This is a genomic window from Shewanella sp. 10N.286.45.A1, from assembly GCF_041470405.1.
Taxonomy (GTDB): domain Bacteria; phylum Pseudomonadota; class Gammaproteobacteria; order Enterobacterales; family Shewanellaceae; genus Shewanella.
Genome location: NZ_JBFRMK010000042.1, coordinates 1 through 24422, shown reverse-complemented (window position 1 = coordinate 24422; position 24422 = coordinate 1). Strand labels below are relative to the sequence as shown.

Here is a 24422-nt window from a genome sequence, read left to right as displayed (position 1 = left end):
AATCAAATACTTTATCTAAATGAAGTTAAAGCACATAAACAAATATAAATAGACACAACCAAACCACATCAACAAAGTGCCAATACCAACTACCCGCTTGGAATGCAAAGTGGTGTTCGGGGCTGAAATGTCCTTTCAGCACCCTGAAAAACAACACAATCAGAAACACGGTGCCTAATGTCACGTGCATACCGTGAAAACCTGTGAGTAGGAAGAAGGTGTTGCCGTAAACGCCAGATTCAAGCGTTAGCCCCATCTCTTGATAGGCGTGGATATACTCTTCAGCTTGCAAGAATAAAAATCCGATACCCAACACAATGGTCAATGCCAACCAGGCGGTTAGTGCTTGACGCTTGTTTTTTTCAAGCCCTACATGGGCAAAGTGCAGTGTTACAGATGATGTCAGTAGAATAAGGGTGTTGTATAGCGGTAAACCTGTCCAGCCCATTGCTTCAGTCGTCGTGCCATCAGGCGTGGTGACAAGCGGCCATACTGCTTCAAATGTTGGCCACAGTACTTCGTGGGTCATGGCATTGTTAGATGCGCCGCCAAGCCATGGAATCGCAATCATTCTGGCATAAAATAGCGCACCGAAAAACGCGGCGAAAAACATCACCTCAGAGAAGATAAACCAGCTCATCCCTTGTCTAAATGAACGATCCATCTGTTTTGAATAGAGACCTGCCATTGATTCTGCAATAACGGTTCTAAACCAGCCGAAGATCATAAAAATAATGACGGCAATTCCAGCTAATAAGATATAACCGCCAATACCGCCTTCGCTATTTAGTTCAGATACGAAGCTACCGGCGCCGAAAGCGATAAGAAACAGCCCGATTGCACCGATAATCGGCCAGGCACTTTGCGCTGGTACATAATAGGGTTCGTGTTTAGTCGTCATTTTTATCTCCTTTCTCAACCATAGAGTAAAGAGTAGTAGAGTTGGCTAGGGTAGAAATTAACTGTTTATTTTGCCTACGACTTTTTAAGGGCAAATAGTGATTTTGTTGCTGAATAAATGTCATCTTGCAGCTCCTTGCTCTACGCTACCGGCATAACTTTTATCGGTAATATTGTAGAGGGTATAAGAGAGGGTCAAGGTAGAGATGGAGTCCGGTAATTCAGGGTCCACGTAAAAGATAAGTGGTAGATCGGCAGTAGCTGTCGCCGCTAATACTTGCTGATTAAAACAGAAGCACTCTGTTTTATTAAAATAGGCAGCCCCTTGCCCTGGTGACACTGACGGTATTGCTTGGCCGACGATATGTTTCGCCGACAAATTCTTCGCAACAAAGTGAGTGCGAATAAGCTCTCCAGGGTGAACTTGCATGCTGTTCATCTGAGGTTTGAACTCCCAGGGCATATCGCTTTGTACTTGGGAGACAAACTCAATGGTGACTGTTCTATTTTTATCTACCGTAACGGGCTTATAAACACTGGCAGTATTTTGGGTCTTACCGTTAATACCCAGCGTGTCACAGAGCACGTCATACAGCGGCACGAGAGCAAAGCCAAAACCAAACATTCCCACTGCACCTAATAGCAGCATGGTAATTAACTTTCGATTAGATTTACTCTGTGGCTGGCTCATTGTTACTTCACCTCAGGTGGTGTTGTAAACGAGTGATAAGGCGCCGGGCTTGGGATTGTCCATTCCAATCCTTCTGCGCCATCCCATGGTTTTGCTGGGGCTTTTTCACCGCCACGAATACATTTGATCACTACAGCTAAAAAGATTAGCTGCGACAATCCAAAGGCAAAGCCACCAATCGATACAATCTGATTAACGTCAGCAAACTGAATCGCGTAATCTGGTATTCGTCGAGGCATACCTGCTAGCCCCAAGAAATGCATCGGGAAAAACAGCACGTTTACCGAGATAACCGAACACCAAAAGTGCCAGCGACCTAAACTTTCGCTATACATGTTGCCCGTCCATTTTGGCAGCCAATAATAAGCCGCAGCCATAATGGAAAATATTGCACCGGTAACCAACACATAGTGGAAATGTGCCACCACAAAGTAAGTGTCATGGTACTGGAAATCCGCGGGGGTAATCGCCAGCATCAGCCCTGAAAAGCCGCCAATGGTGAACAGGATAATAAATGCCACTGCGAATAGCATTGGTGTTTCAAAACTGATCGAGCCGCGCCACATGGTGGCTACCCAGTTGAATACCTTAACGCCAGTCGGTACAGCAATAAGCATGGTGCAATACATAAAGAAGAGTTCGGCGAACACCGGCATCCCCGTGGTGAACATGTGATGCGCCCACACTAAAAACGACAACACCGCAATACTCGCTGTGGCGTACACCATAGAGGCGTAACCAAATAAAGGCTTGCGACTAAAGGCGGGAACAATGGCGGAGATAATACCAAAGGATGGCAAAATCATGATGTAAACTTCAGGGTGGCCAAAGAACCAGAATATATGCTGGAACATGACGGGATCACCACCTCCAGCAGCGTCGAAGAAGCTGGTGGCGAAGTACTTATCGGTTAATACCATGGTGACAGTTCCGGCTAATACCGGCATCACCGCTATTAGCAGGAAGGCGGTGATTAACCAAGTCCAAACAAACAGCGGTAGCTTCATCCATGTCATGCCAGGAGCACGCATATTGACGATGGTCACCACAACGTTAATTGCGCCCATAATCGAGCTCATGCCCATGATATGTACTGAAAACACGAATAGAGCAGTGCTGTCAGGGCTATAAGTCGTTGATAATGGAGCGTAGAAAGTCCAACCAAAGTTAGGTCCACCACCTTCCATAAACAAAGAACTTAACAGAATGGCAAACGCAAACGGTAGGATCCAAAAGCTCCAGTTGTTCATGCGCGGTAGTGCCATATCAGGCGCGCCGATCATCATTGGGATCAGCCAGTTAGCTAAGCCCGTAAAGGCTGGCATCACCGCCCCAAAGACCATAACTAAGCCGTGAACTGTGGTCATCTGATTGAAAAAGTTAGGCTCTACCAATTGTAAACCCGGCTGAAATAACTCAGCTCGAATAACCATCGCCATCGCGCCACCGGTAAGGAACATAATAAAACTGAACCATAGGTAGAGCGTGCCGATATCTTTGTGGTTAGTGGTTAATATCCAGCGCATAATGCCTTTTGGCGCCCCATGATGGTCATCATGGTGATCGTCCTGAGCGGCTGGCGAATCTTGTGTAATAGTGCTCATTTTAATCCCTTACTTTCCGTGGCCATCAACATCAGATGCTTGCACTGTATCACCGGAGTCATTACCCCAAGCATTACGCTCATAAGTGATAACGGCGGCAAGTTCCTGCGGCGTTAGCTGCGAACTGAACGCCTGCATTGCCGTTCCTGGTTTACCATTGATGACAATTTCAAGGTGATCCGCTACGGGGCCGGTAATGATTGGACTAGCAATTAAAGAGGGGAATGCGCCGGGTAAGCCGGTGCCTGCAGCCTGATGACAAGCGACACATTTGACCATGTAGACCTTTTCGCCCTTGGCCATCAATTCATCCATACTCAAATCATCAAGTACGGCAGCACTAACATCCTCTACAGCCTGTGTGACTGTCGATGCTGCTTGCTCTGCATCAGGTAGCTCAGCAGGTAAAGTCACTGGAACCGCTGGGGTGTCTGCAGAAGCTGCCGGATCTGAACCAGAAGAACTGACATCTGCGGCTTGCACGGTATCGCCCGAGTTATTGCCCCAAGCATTACGTTCATAGGTGACTACGGCTGCAATCTCTGTCGCGGTAAGTTGTTTTGCAAAGGCTTGCATCGCAGTACCTGGCTTACCGTGGAGTACTATGTCGATATGACCAGATACCGCGCCTTTAATGATTGGGCTACCAATAAGCGAGGGGAATACACCGGGAAGACCTGCGCCGTTGGGTTGGTGACAAGCTGCACATCGCGCCAGATAAATCTGTTCACCTTGTGCCATTAACTCGTCCATGCCCAAAGTTTTAGACAAGGCCGCTTCTGCTTCAGCGGCAGCATTCGTTGCTTGCTGTTGCTGTGCAATCAACCACTTGTCAAAGTCCTCTTCAGAGACGGCTTCAACAACAATCGGCATAAAGCCATGGTCTTTGCCACATAGCTCGGCACACTGGCCACGGTATACACCGGGTTTATCGATTCGAGTCCAAGCTTCATTGATGAAGCCGGGGTTAGCATCTTTTTTAACCGCAAAAGCAGGTACCCACCATGAGTGAATAACGTCTTCTGATGTCATTAAAAAGCGTACTTTGCGATTGATTGGCAGAACAAGAGGTTTATCTACTTCGAGCAAATAGTGTTCACCTTTTGCTTCTGTGCCCTCTATTTGTTCCCGCGGTGTCGACATTAAACTGTAAAATTCAACATCTTGATTAAAGTAGCTATAGTGCCACTTCCACTGCGAACCAGTGATCTTAATGGTTAAATCAGCATTACTTGGATCTTCCATGGCAATTAGTGTTTTAGTTGCAGGAATAGCCATGATGATAAGAATGATAAAAGGCACTACAGTCCATAATATTTCGACTTTAGTACTTTCATGAAAATTGGCGGCTACAGCGCCTTTTGATTTGCGGTGGTTGATCATGGCATAAATCATCACGCCAAAAACAACTAAGCCAATAGCACAACAGATGTAAAGGATGATCATGTGCAGGCTATAAACCTGTTCACTGATCGCCGTCACGCCCTCTGTCATATTAAGTGGCATTTCTGATGCAAAAAGTGCAGGCGTAAATATTAGCGCCAACACACAATACAACAATTGCTTCACTAGACTTCTCCTCTGTCAACAAGACAAAGAAGAGTCACACAGTAAGTCTCTGCTCTATGTAAACTCTTCAGTTCCCAAAAAAGCAACGATGACTTCAAAGTGCACGAGTGGCGTGTCTATCGTGTCGTTATATAACGTGTCGACTATCGATACGACTTTTGTAATTTCCAGTATCTATCTACTGGTTAGTGTAACCACTTTGGCACCTACGGCTGAAATATATCAGGCCGATCTCAGTCTTCACATACTTTAAAAGGATCTACAGTCCGTACATAAAGACCGACGACTAAATCGCTCGGATATAACAAAAATATCGTTGTTATCAGTTCCTACCCTACTTGGTGTTTAAATATTGATCAAGATCACTTTTTGACTAATTTCACGTGTTAGGGAAATAAAAAAGCTTCCTGAGAGGAAGCTTAGAAGGGTAATAGAAATAACGGCTTAATGAATAGAGGTGAATAATGAACCTTTATTAAGTACCTTATCCTGTGTGTTTATTGCGCTGTCAGGTAAGTGAGCATTCGCATTTTCAATCACTATACCTAGTGCTTGGGCACTCTTAGCGACTAATTGTAGGCGTCTATTATCACGTGCATCTAGGCTATTTGCCCAAGTAATGACGGCACTTGATGTACCACTTGTGAGTGCTTTTTCCATCGCCCATAAGGTTTCGACTTCATCTTTAGCATGCACCAGTAAAATTCTGTCCATGCGCACACCTGCAGTTGCAAGCATCTGTTTGTAACCAATATTAGGTGGGCTAATTAAGACAATCCAGCGACCTTGTTGGCTCAGTTGAGCCAATTGACCACTTATCTTTTTTAGCTCATTACGCCCTTGAGTTGCCGATACCATAGTTTCAATATCAGTGCTCTTTTTAGTCATAGAGGAGGTTGGCAGATCTTGCCACAGACCTGGATGACGAGGGCTTACACCTAATAATTTATTCATTGCCAATCTCCATTACGGATCACGCCAACGGCTAAACCTTCAATGCTAAGGCTTTGGTTTGCTAGATCCACTTCTATTGGTGAGTAATCTTCATTTTCTGCGTGTAAAAAGACTTTATTACCTTTCTTTTCAAAGCGCTTAACGGTTACATCATCTTCAACACGAGCCACCACTACCTGGCCGTTACGTGCTTGCTGACTTTTATGTACAGCTAATAGATCCCCTTCAAGTATGCCGATATCTTTCATACTGTCACCGCGAACACGCAGAAGAAAATCAGCTGAAGGACGGAACATGGCTGGGTCAACTTTATAGTGTTGCTCGACATGTTCTTGGGCAAGTATTGGCTCACCAGCGGCGACCTGGCCAATCAGAGGTAAACCAGACTCTGTTTCCTCTGCATCTTCCTGTGTAAGTCTAATTCCTCTAGAAGTGCCAGGAATGATCTCAATACACCCTTTTTTGGCCAGTGCTTTTAAATGCTCTTCAGCGGCATTAGCAGACTTAAAGCCTAAACGTCTCGCAATCTCTGCACGGGTAGGTGGCATGCCTGTATCAGAAATGTTTCGTTTAATCAGTTCTAAAATTTCTGCTTGGCGCGGTGTAAGTGGTCTCATGGCTGAACCTGTTTTTCTATACAGTACCTGTCAGTATATACAGTAATTTAATCAGTGCAAGTATTAACCATATTAATGTAAGCATAAGTTAAATTTACATTTATCTCGTGTCGCCTTTAATGTGGTGGCTAATGCCTGCTGGAGGGGGCGTTAATCAATATTAATCTAGAGTGTATGCACTAAGTTGTAGCTAAGTCATTGTTCTATAAATGCACAGTAGCTTCCAGTGCCGATTGTAAAGCAATTGCGCAAAGCGTTAGGAATTCTGGTATTCTACGGGGTTATTAGAAGCGACTAACACTGCAAGCGAATCATGTCGAAAAAAGACTCTCTTTGGTTTAAATCTTTACGCTGGATCCAGAAAAAGTTGGTACACACTATTGTGGTACCTCACGATCCTTTTGATGATCTCAATCTCGATCCAAGCAAACCGCTCGTTTATGTCATGAAAACAGAATCAGTGAGTGATATTGCTGCTTTAAGTGAAATGACCGGCACGCTAGGCCTGCCTAGCCCTTATGATGACTTAGAGGTCAATGGCGTCAGTGCGCCACGGGTTGTTTGTCTTGAAGGCAGCAAACCGTTATTTGGTGAACGAGAAAGTGCTGAACAGTACCTACATTGTTTCAAGCGTTTGCTAAGTGTACATAAGCAGAATGCTGAGCTCGATATTCAACTAGTGCCTGTTAGCCTCTACTGGGGGCGCACTCCAGGTAAAGAAGATGACACGATGCGCGCGGCTGTTTTGGAACGTCAGAATCCAACTTGGCTACGTAAGTGTTTGATGATCTTATTCTTAGGTCGTCATAACTTTGTCCAGTTTTCTAATGCTGTGTCGCTGCGCTACATGGCAGATGAACATGGCACCGATAAGCGTATAGCTCAAAAGCTCGCGCGCGTTGCCCGAGTGCATTTCCAGCGTCAGCGAAAAGTGATGACAGGGCCTCAACTGCCTAAACGCCAAGCGCTTTTCCATTCTTTGCTTAAATCAGATTCGATTACCAAGGCGATAAAAGAGGAAGCGGCGAGCAAAAAAATCTCAGAAGCTGAGGCTCGCGCCAAAGCAATGGAATATCTTGATGAAGTTGCAGCTGATTACTCAGACAGTTTGGTACGTATAGCCGAGCGTTTTCTCACTTGGCTGTGGAATAAGCTTTATAAAGGCATAAACATCAAAGGTGCGGAGCAGATCCGCCAGTTACACCATGATGGTCACGAAATAGTTTATGTACCGTGCCACCGTAGCCATATGGACTACTTGTTGCTGTCTTACATTCTTTATTACCAAGGTATGGTGCCGCCGCATATTGCTGCCGGTATTAACCTTAACTTCTGGCCGGCAGGGCCGATGTTCCGTCGTGGCGGTGCATTCTTTATTCGTCGTAGTTTCCGTGGTAATAAGCTTTACACCGCAGTATTCCGTGAATATTTAGATCAGTTATTCACTAAAGGTTACTCGGTGGAGTATTTCACTGAAGGCGGACGTTCGCGTACTGGTCGCTTATTGGCGCCTAAAACAGGCATGATTGCGATGACGCTTAATAGTGTTCTCCGCGGTGTCGAACGACCTGTAACCTTGGTTCCTGTTTACTTGGGTTACGATCATGTGATGGAAGTAGCGACTTACCATAAAGAGCTAAGCGGTAAAAAGAAAAAGAAAGAATCTGTCTGGCAGGTATTTGGCGCCATCCGTAAGTTAGGTAACTTTGGCCAAGGCTATGTCAACTTTGGTAAGCCTATAACACTGCATAACTTCTTAAATGACGAAGTGCCTAATTGGCGCGAAGATATCGCCCAAGATCCTGAGCAAAAGCCAACTTGGTTAACGCCAGCGGTGAATACGTTAGCCAGCCAAGTAATGACTAATATTAACGATGCTGCAGCAGTCAGTTCAGTGACGTTAACGAGCTTGGTATTACTGGCATCAGAGCAAAATGCACTAGAACGTAGTCAGCTTGAAAAGCAGTTAGATCTTTATCTTACATTGTTAAAAGAACTGCCTTATACCGAGTACACTTCCGTCCCCGAGGGGAGTGGTAAAGATTTAGTTTCGCAAGGTCTTGAGCTGAAGAAGATTCAGATTGAAAGTGATGCGCTTGGCGACATTATCTCTATTGATGACAGTATTGCGATAACGATGACTTATTATCGTAATAACATCATTCATCTGTTGGTGGTTCCTTCACTGATCGCAGCCTGTTTATTGCGTAAAGAGCGTTGCACTCGTGATGATGTTGTGTGTGTAATTAATGACTTTTATCCACTGCTTCAAGCCGAATTATTTATGGGCATTGAAGATCCTAAGGTCTACGCGAATAGCATCTTAGATATCTTTGTTGCGCAGGGATTAGTGGTTGAAAATGGTCACTTTGAAGTTGCCGATGACAAAGTTAATCAGTTGCTATTGCTGTCTGGCACCATCGACGAAACGATGCAACGTTACGCTATCTTATTTAACTTGTTAGCAGTGAAACCTAACATGGAGCGCTCAGAGTTAGAGCGCGATAGCCATCGCCTTGCACAAAGGCTGGGAGCACTTCACGGTATTACTGCGCCAGAGTTCTACGACAAGAAGCTATACGCTACGCTAAGCGTTAAATTAAAAGAGTTAGGTCATCTAACCGATAGCGAAGGCTGTAGTGATATCAAACGTATAAAAGATAGAGCTAATTTGCTACTGCGTTCATCCGTTAGACAGACGATTGTTGATAGCGTTAATGCGGAGCAAAAAGATTAAATGGCAAATCATATGAATGCGGCCAAAAACAAGGCCGAAGGAAAATCACTATTAGGCGGCGCAATGATCATTGCGGGCACGACCGTTGGTGCGGGCATGTTCTCCTTACCTGTAGTGGGCGCAGGCATGTGGTTTGGCTACTCAATGTTAATGTTGGTAGGCATATGGTTTTGTATGTTGGTGTCTGGTTTGATGTTGCTAGAGACTAACCTTCATTTTGAACCAGGCTCCAGTTTCGACACACTCACTAAAACCACGCTTGGCCAATTTTGGCGCATCGTCAATGGGCTTTCCATTGCTTTTGTTTTATATATTCTGACTTACGCCTACATAAGTGGTGGCAGTTCAATCGTTAACCATAGTCTTGAAGGGCTGGGGATAAGCTTACCGCAAAGTCTTGCTGGGCTAGTGTTTGCTGCGGTATTGGCTACCATCGTTATCATCAGCACCAAAGCCGTAGATAGGATCACCACCATTATGCTTGGCGGTATGATCATTACCTTCTTCTTGGCTGTTGGTAATCTATTGATAGATGTCGATACCAGTAAATTGTTCGTGCCCGATGGCGAAACAAGTTATGCACCATACCTATTGGCGGCACTGCCTTTTGGTTTAGCGAGCTTTGGTTACCATGGTAACGTTCCTAGCTTAGTTAAGTACTACGGCAATCAACCAAAGACTATTATTAAGGCGCTGTTCATTGGTACCTTTATTGCCTTAGTCATTTATAGCTGCTGGTTAGTTGCGACTATGGGTAACATTCCTCGTAGTCAGTTTGTCGATATTATTGCTCAAGGCGGTAATATGGGCGTATTGGTGGGTGCGTTATCGGAAGTTATCGCGAGTAGTTGGTTAAACACCATGTTAACCCTGTTTGCTAACTTGGCCGTGGCTTCATCTTTCTTAGGCGTGACCTTAGGTTTGTTTGATTACCTTGCCGATCTATTTGGGTTTGATGAGTCTCGCCAAGGGCGTTTAAAAACGGCAGCAGTGACATTTATTCCACCAACTATTTTAGGTATTTTATTCCCGAATGGTTTCCTTATTGCGATTGGTTTTGCTGCATTAGCAGCCACCATTTGGGCAGCTATCGTCCCAGCAATGATGGCTTATAAGTCGCGTAAAATCTTTGCTGACAGTGAAGGTTTTAGAGTCCCTGGTGGCACGCCATTGATCGCAGTGGTGATTGTATTTGGTATTGTTACCGGTGCTTGTCATCTGCTCGCTATGGCCGAACTGTTATCGGTTTATGGTTAACTGCTAAGTGCTAGCCCCGCAGGTTAATCTGCGGGGTTTGTTGGCTGTTTAGTCGCAGTAAGTATTGCTGGGGTGTGCACAAACGGAAGGTTTTGAAGGCCTTGCTAAAGCTCTGTTTGTTGCCATAACCAAGTAACTGACAGATCTCTTCTATTTGTTTGCCTTCTAGCATGTACTTCACTGCTTGATTACTGAGTACGTATCCCCGCAAGTGTATGAAACTAAAACCTTTATCTTGCAGTCTTCGTTGTAATTGCTGCTTTGATAAACCCACTTTTTCGGCTACATCGCTAATACTGGGCAAGCCATAAAATCGGCAATAGTTGACTATCTCGTACATGACTTTTGGGGTGTCGTCTGGCTGTGGCATATCGAGATATTTTTCGAAAAGTGACAGCGGCATTTGTAAGATGGGGTCTTGCGCGCTTTGTAACTGCTTGGTTTGTAGCAGTACCGTGTTGTTAGCCCATATCTCGGTTTGAGCGGTATTGTATACCACCGGACAACCAAACACTTGATCAAGCCGCAAATGACTCATGTCTAACCCACTTAAATGGATCTTATGCGGGGTAAATGACTGACCTAGATGGTGACGCATCGTGTTAAGTAAGATCATCGCGACTCTAAAAGAGTCATAGCTTCGTTGTTGTCCTTCCGCATAGCGATTGCTATAGCACCATTTGATAATGCGTCCTGATTGGATTACATAATAGCTGGCACCGGATTGAAACGATGACAGGCCATAATTGGTGCGCCTGAGGCTCACGGCAAAGTCAGGGGCTGATAAAAACCAATTCCCCGGTACATTGATGTGCTCTAAACTCAAAAGATCTGCGATTTTACAAATATAGTTCTCGCCGCACAGTCGATTAATACCGGCTAACCAACTGAGAAACTCCTCCATTGGCACTAACGCCATCGGATCTTGATACAAAGTTGGTGGAATTCCTAAGCTGACTTCGTTAATCCCAAAGCGCTTAAATACTGCAGCAAGCACGATATTGGCATAGCTCATTCTTATAAATGCGATGTTAGCGCTCATGGGGTTTCGTTATCTTGTGGTCAGAATGAATCAATTATAACCTGATTTTGATATATATGGTTCATGACTGTTGTGGCTATTCTAAGGGCAGTCAGAATAATGGGTAATGATAATGTACTGAGGTTAGCAAATATGAGTTTGATGGCAATGCCATTTGTGGATAGTGGCGTGGATACGACTTTGCATGTCGTCGGCGCCGTTTTTATGGTCGCTACCGTTGCTGCTGTTGCTTTCGGATTTTGGAAAATTCACGAACTACCTATTAATCAAGCACACAAGAAAAAGCATCAACAGATAGGCCTAATTACAGCACTGACCTGGATAGGATTTGTGTGGCATTGGGTCTGGGTACTCGCTGTTATCGTGGCTTTTCTTGATGCAGAAAAGGCACTGATTAAAGTGCGTGATATCTGGTGCGATAAAGACACAGAAACTAGTACTCAAGGTGAGGGGTAAGTCATGCTCGAAGGGTTAGCGGTATGGGCATTGTTTATCTACATCTTGCGTTTGGTTGGCATGCCTTGGAACGTCTATAGCAAGTGTTTTGCTTATGTAGGCGGGGGGAGTTGGTTGTTGTTTGTATGGGTCGGTTTGCTTAACTACAGTCCAATGGATGTATCGGGTGGCTCTGTGGTGCAATCGCCGCATATTCAATTGCGCCCGGCTTCCACTCAAATTAAAGGTCAGGTCGAAAAAATTCATATCATGCCTAACCAGCAAATTAGTGCAGGTCAGCTTATCTATGAACTTGATGATGAACCGTATCAGATAGCGTTGAATAAAGCCCTGATAGGGCAAGAGTCTGCTCAAGTCGCGTTATTTGTTGCCCGCGAAGATGTCAAACTAGCGCAGAAAAGTCAGCAGACTGTGCGTTCAGATATCAGCATGAAACAGAACCAATTGGCGGCGTCCGAAAAAGATATGCTATGGAAGCAGAAAACCTTAACCCGTTTTATTGAGCAAAACCGTATTGTTGAAGATACCGTCTCTCAAAGCCAGTTTGACGAGCAAATAAACGCGATAGACATAGCCAAAGCACAAGTCGATACCTATCAATCGCAGATTGAGCAAGCGACGCTGGCTTTACATAAAAGCCAGCTGGAGATTGAAAAATCACAACTAACGGTTAAGACCCGAGAAGCAGAGCTACGTGGTGAACAAGAAAACGTTGCTCAAGCACAGTGGAACTTAGACCATACTAAGATCTATGCGCCAACCGATGGCTTTGTGACTAACTTTATAATGCGCGAAGGTCAACTGATAGGCTTAGTGCCCAGACTGCAGATGTACACCAATGAAAAGTATGTGTTGATGCGGGTGAACCATCAGGCTATTCGCAATATAAAAGTCGGCCAACTGGCTGAATATACCTCTGCGGTGTTCCCCGGTAAGGTGTTTAGTGCCGAAGTTGAAGGCATTGTTGAAGCTACTGGTGAAGCTCAGGGGCGACTGTTAGCGTTGGATGATAATGTTCGCCAAACCACGGTACGCAACGTTAATAATAAGCATCACTTTGTGCGTTTGAAGTTACATGATACTCCTGAGCATGATATTCCGGTTGGCTCTGTCGGTCTTGCATGGATATCAGGCGAAAAACCCATCGAGTTCTTAGCATTTCTTGATGTGATACGGGGCTTAGTGATTAGAATGAAGTCGCAAATTTACTATTTCTATTCGATTTAGCCGCACTATCAGGCCAAGCTAAGTGCTTGGCCTGATGCATGTTATTGGCAAACCTGATTTCGGCCTTTTTTCTTAGCACGGTACAAGGCTTCATCAGCCACTTTCATACATTGATCAAAAGTTTGTCCTTTTAGGTGCTCTGCAACACCAATCGAAACTGTCACGCTGACTGTTTTCTGGCTCTTATTGTTGGCTTGTCCGCGAGTTTGTTTGCTTTGTTGTTTACGTTTTTCGTCGCGGAGCACTATTTGGTATTGTTCGATTGACTCGCGAACCGCTTGTAGGTGATCTAGGGTTTCACCGGTATTTTTTCTGGGGAAAACAATGGTAAATTCTTCACCACCATATCGGAAAACCTTGCCGTTACCGGTGACTTTGGCCAGTTTAGCGGCGACGAGTTTTAGTACTTGGTCGCCGACATCGTGGCCGTAGGTATCGTTGAATTTCTTGAAATGGTCAATATCAACCATGGCAACACTGTAGGTTCTACCCAACGACAGGACCAAGTTGTACAGTGCGCGTCGTGATGGTAATCCTGTCAGCTCATCTCGGTAGGCAAGAAAGTAGGAATCAATCAAAATAGCTAACAAATAGGCCACGGCGACAACGCACAGCAGCACACTGAGCGGCAATAGTTGTGGCTGCAGTGTATGCATCAGCCACAACCCAAAGGTGATACTGATGGCGCTGTTGACTAGATTAGCCTGCCAAAGTGTACGGGCGATGACGATGAGTGCAACGAGCCCGATGGGGGCGTATATCTGCACCATAGGATCCAGTGTAATCCCCAGTTTTGCTGCACAAACAGATTAACGTCATCCAGTCCACGCAGCAAAAGATAGGCTAACCCAAAGCACACAATAATTGCGGCGCCTCTTAATAGACTGTGGGGGGGATAACAGCCCTCTATCTTTGGTAAGAAATAGTACCCCAATCACCAATCCAATGGCGACGGCCCACACATCTTGGTACAAGGCTAAGGTGTTATCGGTTAATCACTGTTGATTGACCACACTGTAGTACAGCAATAATAAACTGGCGATATAAGCCAAGCGGCTACGGTTAAACTGAATGGCTAATAGGCTGGTAATGGTCAGTAACCAATAGGGGGCATAATCGATACTCGATTGCCAAGACTGCCAATTTTGCTGGGAAAAGTGCAGCGCGACAATGGCAGACAAGGTGACAAGCACTGGCACACCTGCGTAGCGACATCCATGAAAAAATGAGACCAAGATTACTCCCAACTAAACAACTATTTTGCGTAAATACCGTTTCCTACTTCAACATATCAACCGCTGTTGCGTATTTCTGCTGTAGGTTTTTATTAGTAGATCGACACTGAGAATATCAAATGAAGTCGATAACAATATTTGTAGCTGATTGTGGTTAATAAGTCTATGTTATCTCCGTATTGGCCACTACCCAAGGCGGCAATCAATATGAGGTAATCGTTGGTTACTAGACGATTAAATTTACCTAGCAGCATTAGACAGTGCGGCCAAAACCAGCTTAATTAGTTGTTATCACCGTTGGTTTGATAAGGACACACAGATGAAAATATCGAGTTACCAACAGGGGCAACCTTGCTGGGTTGAGTTGGCCAGTACTGATGCCGCTTCAGCAAGGCACTTTTATGCAGTGCTATTTGATTTGGGCCTTAATGATATGCCGATCTCTGAAGGGGTCTATACCATGTTCACTATTGATGGTGATGATATTGGTGCCATGTATCAAATGCCAGCTGAAATGTCTGAGCAGGGAACGCCAACGCACTGGGGGGGGTATTTTGCGGTGGCCAAAGCCACGGAGTTAGGTGGCCAAGTGTGTGTTCCCCCAACCGACATCGAATCTGTCGGTCGGTTCTCAGTGATCAACGATCCTCAAGGTGGGGTATTTTCGGTCATCACACTTAGTCCACAAGCGGCCCCATAGCTACGGGTATTGCGATAGCATAAAGCGTTGCCCGCAAGAGCCTTTGCGGGCATGGCTACCTTGGCGCAGCAATTGCGAAATTGCTCTCCCACTGAGCTGTTTTGGCAGCTGCAACTGGATCTCTACCAGTTGGCCTTGGCGGCATTGCAAACTGACATGACGATAACTGCCTTGGCCGAAACCTGCATCTAACGCCTGATTAAACTGACTGCGCGACACCGTTTTACCTCGATTAGCCTGCACAAATCCTTGCACTAATGTGGATTGATTGACCTGCTGGGTTAACGCAATAGTCAGCTGATAATATTGCTGCGCACTACTATCTCGACACGTGCCATGCTTCCACCATTCATGACGTTGTAGACAAATACCGTATGCCGCACTGGGCATGATTTGATGCAGTTGCTCGCGGGTATGCTGGCTCAAGTCGATTTTAGGGGAGTTGCAAAACTGCGCAGGTTGCTTAGTTACCTCTCCACAGTAGCCATAACTGATACCGCATCCTTGGCGGTTAGGCCATAAACCATGCAAGCTAAATTGTTTAGCACTGAGCTGTTGATTGTTGCTCTGTAGGCATTCGGTGCGCTGACTGCCATGGGTCTGACAAAAGCCGGGTTGCCAACTTAGGGCGAGCACATGGCTGTCATATTGCTTGGCTATTTGGCACTGCGCAACATTATTTTTGCTACTTTTTACAGCAGATACCGGTTTTTTTCCTGCAATATCGGTGCAGTTAGCCGCAATCCAGCGCAATGGATGTGGTTGCTGTTGGGTGTCGACTCGCACCCATGTGGGGGCTTCTTGCGGGCCTAATGTTTGCTTTACCGCGTAGCGGTTACCCACAATCGCTTGCCGGTTATCTGGGTTAGTTTGCTTGTTTTTCGATTGGTACAACGGGCAATTAGCGGTGATACTGATGTTTGCGCCAAAAGCGGATATTGTGGGTAAGCCACAGAGCAATAGTGTGAGGAATAAGTGGATGGGTAAGCGGTAACTGTTGAGCATAATAATGAATCGTTAACTCTAGAATTGCTTAACTTAGCATAGATAATACCGAGCGCGGCAAAGGCCGTGCTCGGTAATGTGACTAAGCGGCAAGTTTGCGTTTATAGATCAGCAAGTAGATTGCGGGGATCACAAACAACGACAATATTGGTGCTGTGACCATACCGCCGACCATCGGAGCGGCAATTTTCTGCATCACTTCATTACCCGTACCACTACCCCACATAATCGGTAACAGGCCAAAGAAAATCGTCGCTACTGTCATCGCTTTAGGGCGAATGCGCATTACCGCGCCATGGATCAGTGCTTCACTTAAGTCATTGCGGTTATTGTAGGTGCCAGCCTGTTTACGATCTTTGATGCTGTTATTCAGGTAAACTTGCATCACCACGCCAAACTCAGCTGCTACGCCTGCGAGCGCGATCATACCGACAGAAACTGCTACCGAAAAGTTGAAGTCTAAGAAGTATAGTAACCAAGCGCTACCCACAAGGGAGAAAGGCAGACTTAGCATGATGACAGATGCTTGAATAAATGAGCTAAAGGTCATCATCAATAGCATGAAGATAACGGCTAGCATCAGTGGAACCACTAACTGCATTTTAGCTTCTACTCGTTGCATATATTCATACTGACCGGCAAAACTGTAGCTATAACGGGCAGGTAGCTGGATCTCTTTATCCAGTGCAGCCCTTGCAGTGGCGATATACTCACCAATAGAAGTATTTTCTAGGTCAACAAACACCCAGCTGATCAAGCGGCCATTCTCACTAGCAAGCATAGGTGCGCCGTCACTTACGCTAATGTTGGCCAGATTGCCTAAGGGTAAATACTTACCCGTTTTTGTCAGTACCGGAAGATCGCGCAGTTTCTCAAGGCTATCACGTAACTCACGCGGGTAGCGGATGTTGATAGGGTAGCGCTCTTGGCCTTGAATAGACTGGCCAACTTGCATGCCACCAATCGCCATTTGCACCACGTCTTGGATATCTTTGAGTGTCATGCCGTAACGAGCCGCATTCTTTAGATTTGGCTCAATATCAATGTAACGCCCGCCGCTGGTGCGTTGGGCAAATGCCGAAGCTGTTCCAGGAAGTTTACTGACAACCGCTTCAATCTCAGTGCCAATTCGTTGCAGTTCATCGATATCTGCACCGGATATCTTGATGCCAACCGGCGTTCTTACCCCTGTCGAGAGCATGTCGATACGGGTTTTGATCGGTTGCACCCAAGCATTAGTCATACCGGGGACTTTAACCGTTTTTTGCAGTTCGCCAATAATACCTTCAAGGGTCATGCCTTCACGCCAAGTATCACGTGGGTTAAGCATGATCGTGGTTTCAAGCATCGTCAGTGGTGCAGGATCGGTTGCGGTCATCGCGCGGCCAACTTTACCAAATACTCGCTTAACTTCTGGTACTGTTTTAATGAGTCGGTCAGTTTGCTGTAAGATCTCCGCAGCCTTTCCTGCACTCACACTGGGTAAGGTCGTCGGCATATATAGCAGGTCACCCTCTTCAAGCTCTGGCATAAATTCGCTACCCATTTTTGTCATTGGGTAAACGGCACTGCCAAGGGTGATTAGTGCCAGTAGAATAGTAACTTTAGGAAAGCGCAGTACCAAGCGTAGCAGTGGCTCATAGATGGCGATTAACACCCGACTGATCGGGTTTTTTCTCTCATCGGGGATCTTGCCACGCACAAAGTAACCCATTAGTACTGGGATCAATGTGATTGCTAATATTGCACTGGCTGCCATAGCAAACGTCTTGGTAAATGCCAGCGGATGGAATAAACGTCCCTCTTGCGCTTCTAAGGCAAACACCGGCACAAAGCTGAGTGTGATGATTAATAGACTGAAAAACAGTGCCGGGCCTACCTCGACGGATGCTTTACGCACTAGCTCCCAATGGGCGTCGCCAGTGGGGGCCGCACCGTTATGTTTTTCGCGATATTGCTCCAAGTGCTTGTGGGTGTTTTCCACCATTACAATGGCTGCATCCACCACAGCGCCAATCGCAATCGCTATCCCTCCTAAGCTCATAATATTGGCGTTAACACCAATAATGTTCATCACGATAAAGCTGATCAAGATGGAGATTGGCAGTGAGATAATAGCCACTAACGTCGAGCGGGCATGCAGCAAAAAGATTAAGCAGATAATGCCAACAACTAGCATCTCTTCTAATACTTTATGTTTGAGGTTATCGACTGAGTTAAGGATAAGCTCTGAGCGATCGTAAGTGATGACTAACTCAACCCCATCAGGTAGACCATTTTCAATCTCTTTCAGCTTATCTTTAACGTTATTGATGGTGGCAAGTGCATTTTCACCGTAGCGCATAACCACAATGCCGCCGACAACTTCACCTTCACCATCTAGTTCGGCGATACCACGGCGTGCCGCTGGGCCTGTTCGCAGTTGCGCCACATCTTTCATTAGTACTGGGATCCCTGATTCAGACACTATGCCGAGAGGGATCTCTTCAAAATCTGCCAAGGTTTGACGATAACCGGCAGAAGTGATCATATACTCAGCTTCTGCCATTTCAATAACAGAGCCGCCAGTGGAACTATTGGAGTTATCTAAGGCATTTTTAACCGTCATTAAATCGATTTGATAGAGGGCTAATTTATGCGGATCGACAATGATTTGATAAGACTGTTCCATACCGCCAATAGTGGCAATTTCAGACACACCCTCGACACTTTGCAGCTCAAGTTTTAAGAACCAATCTTGCAGTGATCGCAGTTGCGCTAGATCATGCTGACCCTTACGGTCAACTAACGCGTACTGAAATACCCAACCAACACCGGAAGCATCAGGCCCAAGTGTCGGGGTGACGCTGGCAGGCAGTTGCCCTTGAGTTTGCGATAGGTACTCTAAGACTCTAGAACGTGCCCAATAGATATCGGTACCATCTTCAAAAATGATGTACACATAAGAGTCTCCAAACATCGAGAAACCACGTACCGTTTTTGCGCCGGGTACCGCGAGCATTGCCGTTGATAGTGGGTAGGTGATCTGATCCTCTACCAGTTGTGGTGCTTGTCCTGGGTAAGAGGTTTTTACAATCACCTGCACGTCAGACAAATCTGGCAGTGCATCTAGCGGTGTCATGCGCATAGCTTGATAGCCGATTAACGCGATGACAGCAGTAAGTACTAACACCATGACGGGCTGTCTAATCGAAGCGCTAATAATTTTTTCTAACATTATCGCCTCCGATTAGTGGTTTGCGTGTGGATCACTAGCGGTGTTTTCACTGCTATTGCTACCACTTAAGCGTTGTAAACTACCTTGAATACTGGCTTCTGAATCCAGTAAAAATTGACCCGATACAATCACTTTATCGCCGGCTTTTAAGCCTTCAGTAATTTCTGCCTTACCCTGCGATATCATGCCGACCTTGACTGCCACGGAGGTAAACTTGTTATCTTCGCGTTGAACGACCACTCTGTTTTCTCTACCAGTAAGTATCAGTGCTTCGGTGGGAACTGACAGCACATCTCGCTGCGGGCCACCAAACAGTTTTACATCCACTAAGGTGCCCGGTTTGAGTAGTTTCCCCGGGTTCTCCAGCTTGACTCGAACTCGCATGGCGCGTGAGACGGGGTCGAGTTCTGGGTAGATATAATCAATTGTTGATTCTAAATCGAATAAACCCTGTGCAGCAGAGGTGATCTCTACCGGACGGCCTTGTTCGAGCCAGCTTTGTTCGTTTTCAAACACATCCGCAATGACCCATACACTGCTCAAATCGACAATCTCGAATAGCGTGTCACCCGGTTGAACATACATGCCATGGCGAACTGATAACTGGCTGACAAAACCGTCTTGCTCAGCATAATAGGGCACGCGGTAAATGGTTTCGCCGGTGCGTTCTAACTGTTTAATGGTATTAGTACTTACGCCAAGAAGCTCTAGACGCAAACGGGCTTTTCGTAATAGTCCGGCCCCACGGTTTTTGTCCTGCTTGAGGTAATCGATAGCCTGCATGTAATCATCTTGAGCATTAACTAGTTCAGGCGAATACAGCTCATAAAGTAGTTGTCCTTTTTTTACTCGCTGGCCAACGGTATGCACCATTAAGGTTTCAAGCCAACCGTTAACGCGGGTGTGGGCATGTCCGATGGCATTTTCATTGTATTCAACTGTGCCTATGGTCTTAACTAGCTTCCACAGGGTTCCTTTGGTGACTTGTTCACTGCGCATACCTAGGGCTTGTTGCATACCACCAGAGACGCCAACAACCACCTCTTCACCGACACCACCAATGCTCACTTTTTCTAAGTTCATACCACAAATAGGACAAGTGCCAGGCACGTCAGAAACCACATGTGGATGCATTGGGCAGACATATTTTACATTACCGTCGCCATTGCTTTGAGCTGCTGGCATTAATGTTGGTTTTGGCTGACTCAACAATTTGTCAGCTTTACTTTGTGGCTCTACTTGCTCAGCCGATGAATGGTTGTGACCGGCATGCTCATCTATCTGATTTTCTTCCTCCTCTTCTTTGACGAGGAACATATTGCATTTAGGGCAACGACCCGGCTGGTGGCTGGTCACTTCAGGGTGCATCGGACAGTAGTAGTCCTTATTTGCGACTAGTTTTTCCTCATTCTTTGATGAAGGACTGCCTGTCTGCTCATCTTTGACGAGGAACATTTTACAAATAGAGCAACGACCAGGCTCGTGACTGGTTTCTTGGGGATGCATGGGGCAATAGTAGTGCGCATCCTGTTGCTGACTGTTAGTGGTTGCTGCTGATTGATGCTGTTGATGCTCTTGGCTGTAACCTGCAATAGGCGCAGTTGCCAGCAATAAGCTCAGGGCGCAGACTGCATTGCTGCGAAACTTTGTTACGTTGAATAAACTCATAATGCCTTATCTCCACCCTTATTTAGTGATGCATGTGACTCTTTTTATCTGCACTATCGCTATTGGCAATAGGCATTAAGTCCATACCGCACTTAGGGCAGCTATCACCCTCTTTCCCTGTAATCGCTGGATTCATTGGGCACGCATGGGTATCGGCGTTCATCTTGTGATGCTCACCTTTACCTTTATGAGGGCATGAATCACAGCTCTTTCCCTTGGCTTTCATCGCTTGCAGTTCCATTCCGCATTTGGGGCAACTATCACCCGCCTTGCCAGTAATCGCTGGATTCATTGGGCACGCATGGGTATCGGCGCTCATCTTGTGATGCGCTCCTTTACCTTTATGAGGGCATGAATCACAGCTCTTTCCCTTGGCTTTCATCGCTTTCAGTTCCATTCCGCATTTCGGGCAACTATCACCCGCCTTGCCAGTAATGGCTGGGTTCATTGGGCACGCGTGTGTATCAGCAGTCATCTTATGATGAGTTTGCTTGCCTTTATTTGGGCAAGAATCACATTGATGCTCTGCAGACTTCACTGCTTGTAAATCCATACCACATTTGGGGCATGATTCGCTTTGATTGCCAGTCACTTCAGGATGCATTGGGCAGGCATAACTTTGGTTCTGCTCAGTGCCATGATGATGCGCATGAGCGGATACCGTCGGTGCCCAGGATAAAAATAAAAAGGTAGTTAATACCATACTAATAAAGGTTTTCATAACTCAACTCCATCAAAGAGATGGCCGAATGCTGTAAGTGCTAGCGCACAGAACAATTAACGGCATAAATAATTGCTTAATAAGAATAAATAACGTTGTTAGTTTTAGAGACAGGTCGTCTCGGATTACGCTATTGGAGGTCTTAAATCTTGCGGCAATGAAATAGAGTGGAAACGAGGCATTGGAGTGGCCGTTACAATTTCGGAGGTGTTGCTGCCAGGCCATGACAACACACTAAACAGAGTGCCTGTTACTGAAATAACCAAGCAGTGGTTACAATCGCTCTGGCATGATCCTTTGCCGTTGCAGCAGTTCTTAGAGTTGCCGGGAAGCATTTGCATCGTCTCGTCAGAATCGCAGCAATGAGTATCGCTATCCATTTGCATTTGGTGGCATTCAGCCCCATCTTGCATGCTCATCATTGGCATTTCGTCTGCCATTGCATTCGGTACCATCATGGAGCCATTAGCTAACAAAAGCTGGCTCAACAGCGCGAGCAGCGTAATGGTTAGTAATGTATGACGGCGAAGTATGCTAAGCATGATAATTCCAAGTAATGAACCAATTTAGTTTAACACAGCATTGAAGTTACACATTGATAAAGTTCACAAAACAGCTTTATCAATGTGTGATAAGGCTAAAGGCAAACTGTTACTTTGACAGTAAAAGCTTAGTCATCAATTGGCTGTGAGTCATTAGTGCCACCTGCTTTTCACTGCCGCCTTCATCGGTTAGTTTGATAAAAGGTGAGTTGATAAACTGATAAGCATCCTCTTCTGAAAGGATCTTAGGTGTGATTGCTTTATAGTTCGCCGCCGTTTCTAAGTCGATATACAGGTATAAAGGCTCTGAACGCACCCAACTAGAGTCATCTGCATTGGACTCAAACAGATCTCGATACTGTAGTTCAATTAAGTTCTGACCGTTATCTAGCTGTAAATAGCCGCTGTTTACATTATTTAGACCGTTCACACCGATGACTTCAAGCGATTCAGGAAATGAGACCGAAGCAGCCATGCTGGTAAAGCTAGCGAGTGAGAGTGCAATAACGCTGATAAAATTTTTCATAATAGACTCCAAACAAACTCAATACCCATAGAGACCTATGGAATAAATACTAAAATAGATTTTTTGCTAAACGCGAGTATTTGAGATTAAGCGTGGAGTGCTATTGGTGGGGGATTAACGAGTGATTGTTCTGCGGTTTGTGGAGACCAAAATACGGTCTGTAAGCTTTGTCCTGCCGTTAGCGGGGTTAAATAAATTTGCGTCTGTTCGATAATTGCTGGGGTGGAAATACAATGAGATACACAGTCCCCAGCGCCCAACATTTCACATAGCGCATCACAATCGACCATACTGGTATTAATGCTCGGGCTGCTATTACCACAATGGGTTGAATCTTGATTTGCCAGTACAGCGGAACTTAAAAGTACTGGCTGAACTGGTGTCATGGATAACGGTTGCTGAATATCTTGCTGAGCATGAGAGCTAGCATGCAAAAATTTAGGCATTGCCATCGCTGGAGAAAGCAGAAATTGCCCTACCAGTGAGATGAGTAATGCTAAATATGCAAACCGTTTATACATGTGCAGCCTGTGCAAATAAGAGCGTTGTAATCAGATAGACCTAGCTGTTAAGTATTTAGTTTCAAAAATATTAATATTTATTTCAATATCGAATTTAGGGCTTAGTGCTATTTTAGATATGAAAAGATTTCAAAAATTTACTTTAACTACCTCATTATCAAGCTGATAAGTCTTAATCCTTGCGGTAGGCATGGCTTTACGCTAGCTTTAGTAAAAGCGCATATATATTGAGCGAATTTTGATTCTGATAATAGAGTTGGAGCCATGTCTCATTTTACGCTTTTAGTTCCAGATCAATGAGTAATAATTGGTTTATAATGACCGCATAAATAGCGATGAAGTAAAACTTACATCGATATAAAAATTAAACTTTGGAGATGTGTGATGAACTGGCGAGCACTTTTTAAACCCAGCGCAAAAATTTCGATTCTGGCATTATTAGTCGTCGGTATCGTAGTCGGTGTAGTAGGTTACTTTGCTACACAACAAACTTTACATGCAACAAGTACAGATGAGTTTTGTATGAGCTGTCATAGTAACCACTCATTGAAAGATGAAGTGCTTGCTTCTGCTCACGGTGGAGGTCGCGCAGGTGTCACTGTTCAGTGTCAAGACTGTCACTTACCGCACAACCCAGTTAAATACCTAGTTAAGAAGATCATCGTATCTAAAGATCTATACGGTTACTTAACTATCGACGGTTTCAACACTCAAGAGTGGTTGGATGAGAACCGTAAAGAACAAGCTGACCTAGCACTTAAGTACTTTAAAGCTAATGATTCAGCTAACTGTCAGCACTGTCACACTCGTATCTACGAGAACCAACCTGACACAATGAAGAAGATGGCGAAGAGAATGCACGCTAACAACTTCAAGAAAGACGAAGACAAGCGTAAGACTTGTGTCGACTGTCACAAAGGTGTTGCTCACGTTTACCCAAAAGGTAAGTAATTAGCAACGTCCTCTAGCTGCGAGCGGGATGAGACGCTCGCAACTAACTTAAAGCCCCATGTTCATTACGAACACGGGGCTTTTTTGTGGCTGACGTTTAGGGATATAGTCAAAGCAGATAAGGCTAAGGCGCAAAAGCAGGTTAATGCCGAGATTAACAGGCGGTACAGCTGAAATGAAAAACCGAAAGAGCCAAGTCATGAAGGGAAAATTAGCGTTAAAACAGCAAACCAAAGACGGTATAACTAGTTTTGTTTGCTTTGGTTATACCAATCAGTATAA

The 24422-nt window shown here is 45.3% G+C and carries 22 protein-coding genes; 6 read left to right on the top strand and 16 right to left on the bottom strand.

Annotated features, from left to right (window positions below; all coding sequences use genetic code 11):
* Positions 1 to 25: 25 nt before the first annotated feature.
* The 6 genes from AB4238_RS03730 to lexA all read right to left on the bottom strand — a co-directional run bounded on the left by AB4238_RS03730 (position 26) and on the right by lexA (position 6335).
* The gene (locus AB4238_RS03730) at positions 26 to 901 is read right to left on the bottom strand and encodes a cytochrome c oxidase subunit 3 (protein WP_220737673.1); all 876 of its coding nucleotides are present in this window, start codon (positions 899 to 901) and stop codon (positions 26 to 28) included.
* 120 nt (positions 902 to 1021) lie between these two features.
* A complete protein-coding gene (locus AB4238_RS03725) occupies positions 1022 to 1591 on the bottom strand; it encodes a cytochrome c oxidase assembly protein (protein WP_372031412.1) in 570 nt (189 codons plus the stop codon).
* A 2-nt stretch (positions 1592 to 1593) separates the two neighbouring features.
* A complete protein-coding gene (gene ctaD / locus AB4238_RS03720) occupies positions 1594 to 3195 on the bottom strand; it encodes a cytochrome c oxidase subunit I (RefSeq protein ID WP_220737671.1) in 1602 nt (533 codons plus the stop codon).
* Between the two features lie 9 nt (positions 3196 to 3204).
* Positions 3205 to 4764: a cytochrome c oxidase subunit II gene (gene coxB / locus AB4238_RS03715; RefSeq protein ID WP_372031410.1), complete on the bottom strand. Its 1560-nt coding sequence runs from the start codon at positions 4762 to 4764 to the stop codon at positions 3205 to 3207.
* A gap of 444 nt (positions 4765 to 5208) precedes the next feature.
* Positions 5209 to 5718 (bottom strand): cell division inhibitor SulA, encoded by a 510-nt coding sequence (locus AB4238_RS03710; protein ID WP_372031407.1) that lies wholly within the window; start codon positions 5716 to 5718, stop codon positions 5209 to 5211.
* Entirely contained in the window at positions 5715 to 6335 is a 621-nt protein-coding gene (gene lexA / locus AB4238_RS03705; RefSeq protein WP_372031405.1) for a transcriptional repressor LexA, read from the bottom strand. Before lexA ends, AB4238_RS03710 begins: the two co-directional genes overlap by 4 nt.
* A 313-nt stretch (positions 6336 to 6648) precedes the next feature.
* Here lexA and plsB point away from each other — a divergent pair, with 313 nt between their 5' ends.
* Both plsB and mtr read left to right on the top strand, forming a co-directional pair.
* Positions 6649 to 9072, top strand: coding sequence for a glycerol-3-phosphate 1-O-acyltransferase PlsB (plsB, locus tag AB4238_RS03700; RefSeq protein ID WP_372031404.1), 2424 nt, complete (start codon positions 6649 to 6651; stop codon positions 9070 to 9072).
* Positions 9073 to 10329: a tryptophan permease gene (gene mtr / locus AB4238_RS03695; RefSeq protein ID WP_372031401.1), complete on the top strand. Its 1257-nt coding sequence runs from the start codon at positions 9073 to 9075 to the stop codon at positions 10327 to 10329.
* 10 nt (positions 10330 to 10339) lie between these two features.
* On the opposite strand, the gene AB4238_RS03690 is transcribed toward mtr, so the two are convergent.
* Positions 10340 to 11371: a helix-turn-helix domain-containing protein gene (locus AB4238_RS03690; RefSeq protein WP_372031400.1), complete on the bottom strand. Its 1032-nt coding sequence runs from the start codon at positions 11369 to 11371 to the stop codon at positions 10340 to 10342.
* Between the two features lie 132 nt (positions 11372 to 11503).
* On the opposite strand from AB4238_RS03690, the gene AB4238_RS03685 reads away from it, so the two are divergent.
* Positions 11504 to 11827: an MFS transporter gene (locus AB4238_RS03685; RefSeq protein WP_372031439.1), complete on the top strand. Its 324-nt coding sequence runs from the start codon at positions 11504 to 11506 to the stop codon at positions 11825 to 11827.
* A 3-nt stretch (positions 11828 to 11830) separates the two neighbouring features.
* Positions 11831 to 13054 (top strand): HlyD family secretion protein, encoded by a 1224-nt coding sequence (locus AB4238_RS03680; protein ID WP_372031397.1) that lies wholly within the window; start codon positions 11831 to 11833, stop codon positions 13052 to 13054.
* A gap of 41 nt (positions 13055 to 13095) precedes the next feature.
* Here AB4238_RS03680 and AB4238_RS03675 read toward each other — a convergent pair whose 3' ends face one another.
* Both AB4238_RS03675 and AB4238_RS03670 read right to left on the bottom strand, forming a co-directional pair.
* Positions 13096 to 13824: a GGDEF domain-containing protein gene (locus AB4238_RS03675; protein ID WP_372031396.1), complete on the bottom strand. Its 729-nt coding sequence runs from the start codon at positions 13822 to 13824 to the stop codon at positions 13096 to 13098.
* A gap of 225 nt (positions 13825 to 14049) precedes the next feature.
* The gene (locus AB4238_RS03670) at positions 14050 to 14289 is read right to left on the bottom strand and encodes a hypothetical protein (RefSeq protein WP_372031393.1); all 240 of its coding nucleotides are present in this window, start codon (positions 14287 to 14289) and stop codon (positions 14050 to 14052) included.
* 319 nt (positions 14290 to 14608) lie between these two features.
* On the opposite strand from AB4238_RS03670, the gene AB4238_RS03665 reads away from it, so the two are divergent.
* Positions 14609 to 14989 (top strand): VOC family protein, encoded by a 381-nt coding sequence (locus tag AB4238_RS03665; protein ID WP_372031390.1) that lies wholly within the window; start codon positions 14609 to 14611, stop codon positions 14987 to 14989.
* On the opposite strand, the gene AB4238_RS03660 is transcribed toward AB4238_RS03665, so the two are convergent.
* The 7 genes from AB4238_RS03660 to AB4238_RS03630 all read right to left on the bottom strand — a co-directional run bounded on the left by AB4238_RS03660 (position 14990) and on the right by AB4238_RS03630 (position 23189).
* Positions 14990 to 15994, bottom strand: a complete 1005-nt coding sequence (locus tag AB4238_RS03660; protein WP_372031388.1) for a ribonuclease T2 family protein — start codon at positions 15992 to 15994, stop codon at positions 14990 to 14992. It abuts the gene before it with no gap.
* Positions 15995 to 16076: 82 nt separating this feature from the next.
* Entirely contained in the window at positions 16077 to 19211 is a 3135-nt protein-coding gene (locus AB4238_RS03655; protein ID WP_372031385.1) for an efflux RND transporter permease subunit, read from the bottom strand.
* Between the two features lie 12 nt (positions 19212 to 19223).
* On the bottom strand, positions 19224 to 20879 hold the full coding sequence (locus tag AB4238_RS03650; RefSeq protein WP_372031383.1) for an efflux RND transporter periplasmic adaptor subunit: 1656 nt from the start codon (positions 20877 to 20879) through the stop codon (positions 19224 to 19226).
* Between the two features lie 22 nt (positions 20880 to 20901).
* Positions 20902 to 21600: a heavy metal-binding domain-containing protein gene (locus AB4238_RS03645; RefSeq protein WP_372031380.1), complete on the bottom strand. Its 699-nt coding sequence runs from the start codon at positions 21598 to 21600 to the stop codon at positions 20902 to 20904.
* Positions 21601 to 21725: 125 nt separating this feature from the next.
* The gene (locus AB4238_RS03640) at positions 21726 to 22142 is read right to left on the bottom strand and encodes a hypothetical protein (protein WP_372031377.1); all 417 of its coding nucleotides are present in this window, start codon (positions 22140 to 22142) and stop codon (positions 21726 to 21728) included.
* 109 nt (positions 22143 to 22251) lie between these two features.
* Positions 22252 to 22668: a DUF2057 family protein gene (locus tag AB4238_RS03635; RefSeq protein WP_372031374.1), complete on the bottom strand. Its 417-nt coding sequence runs from the start codon at positions 22666 to 22668 to the stop codon at positions 22252 to 22254.
* 86 nt (positions 22669 to 22754) lie between these two features.
* The gene (locus AB4238_RS03630) at positions 22755 to 23189 is read right to left on the bottom strand and encodes a hypothetical protein (RefSeq protein WP_372031372.1); all 435 of its coding nucleotides are present in this window, start codon (positions 23187 to 23189) and stop codon (positions 22755 to 22757) included.
* Between the two features lie 384 nt (positions 23190 to 23573).
* On the opposite strand from AB4238_RS03630, the gene AB4238_RS03625 reads away from it, so the two are divergent.
* On the top strand, positions 23574 to 24140 hold the full coding sequence (locus AB4238_RS03625) for a NapC/NirT family cytochrome c (RefSeq protein ID WP_020914762.1): 567 nt from the start codon (positions 23574 to 23576) through the stop codon (positions 24138 to 24140).
* The last annotated feature ends 282 nt before the right edge of the window (positions 24141 to 24422 follow it).

Excerpts from the sequence above, each read along its gene's own strand:
- AB4238_RS03650 (WP_372031383.1), bottom strand. The coding sequence starts at position 20,879 with ATGAGTTTATTCAACGTAACAAAGTTTCGCAGCAATGCAGTCTGCGCC.
- AB4238_RS03635 (WP_372031374.1), bottom strand. The coding sequence starts at position 22,668 with ATGAAAAATTTTATCAGCGTTATTGCACTCTCACTCGCTAGCTTTACC.
- AB4238_RS03665 (WP_372031390.1), top strand. The coding sequence starts at position 14,609 with ATGAAAATATCGAGTTACCAACAGGGGCAACCTTGCTGGGTTGAGTTG.
- AB4238_RS03655 (WP_372031385.1), bottom strand. The coding sequence starts at position 19,211 with ATGTTAGAAAAAATTATTAGCGCTTCGATTAGACAGCCCGTCATGGTG.
- AB4238_RS03630 (WP_372031372.1), bottom strand. The coding sequence starts at position 23,189 with ATGTATAAACGGTTTGCATATTTAGCATTACTCATCTCACTGGTAGGG.
- AB4238_RS03710 (WP_372031407.1), bottom strand. The coding sequence starts at position 5,718 with ATGAATAAATTATTAGGTGTAAGCCCTCGTCATCCAGGTCTGTGGCAA.
- ctaD (WP_220737671.1), bottom strand. The coding sequence starts at position 3,195 with ATGAGCACTATTACACAAGATTCGCCAGCCGCTCAGGACGATCACCAT.
- AB4238_RS03675 (WP_372031396.1), bottom strand. The coding sequence starts at position 13,824 with ATGGTGCAGATATACGCCCCCATCGGGCTCGTTGCACTCATCGTCATC.
- AB4238_RS03625 (WP_020914762.1), top strand. The coding sequence starts at position 23,574 with ATGAACTGGCGAGCACTTTTTAAACCCAGCGCAAAAATTTCGATTCTG.
- AB4238_RS03730 (WP_220737673.1), bottom strand. The coding sequence starts at position 901 with ATGACGACTAAACACGAACCCTATTATGTACCAGCGCAAAGTGCCTGG.
- lexA (WP_372031405.1), bottom strand. The coding sequence starts at position 6,335 with ATGAGACCACTTACACCGCGCCAAGCAGAAATTTTAGAACTGATTAAA.
- AB4238_RS03685 (WP_372031439.1), top strand. The coding sequence starts at position 11,504 with ATGAGTTTGATGGCAATGCCATTTGTGGATAGTGGCGTGGATACGACT.
- AB4238_RS03690 (WP_372031400.1), bottom strand. The coding sequence starts at position 11,371 with ATGAGCGCTAACATCGCATTTATAAGAATGAGCTATGCCAATATCGTG.
- AB4238_RS03645 (WP_372031380.1), bottom strand. The coding sequence starts at position 21,600 with ATGAAAACCTTTATTAGTATGGTATTAACTACCTTTTTATTTTTATCC.
- AB4238_RS03660 (WP_372031388.1), bottom strand. The coding sequence starts at position 15,994 with ATGCTCAACAGTTACCGCTTACCCATCCACTTATTCCTCACACTATTG.
- AB4238_RS03640 (WP_372031377.1), bottom strand. The coding sequence starts at position 22,142 with ATGCTTAGCATACTTCGCCGTCATACATTACTAACCATTACGCTGCTC.
- mtr (WP_372031401.1), top strand. The coding sequence starts at position 9,073 with ATGGCAAATCATATGAATGCGGCCAAAAACAAGGCCGAAGGAAAATCA.
- AB4238_RS03725 (WP_372031412.1), bottom strand. The coding sequence starts at position 1,591 with ATGAGCCAGCCACAGAGTAAATCTAATCGAAAGTTAATTACCATGCTG.
- AB4238_RS03680 (WP_372031397.1), top strand. The coding sequence starts at position 11,831 with ATGCTCGAAGGGTTAGCGGTATGGGCATTGTTTATCTACATCTTGCGT.
- plsB (WP_372031404.1), top strand. The coding sequence starts at position 6,649 with ATGTCGAAAAAAGACTCTCTTTGGTTTAAATCTTTACGCTGGATCCAG.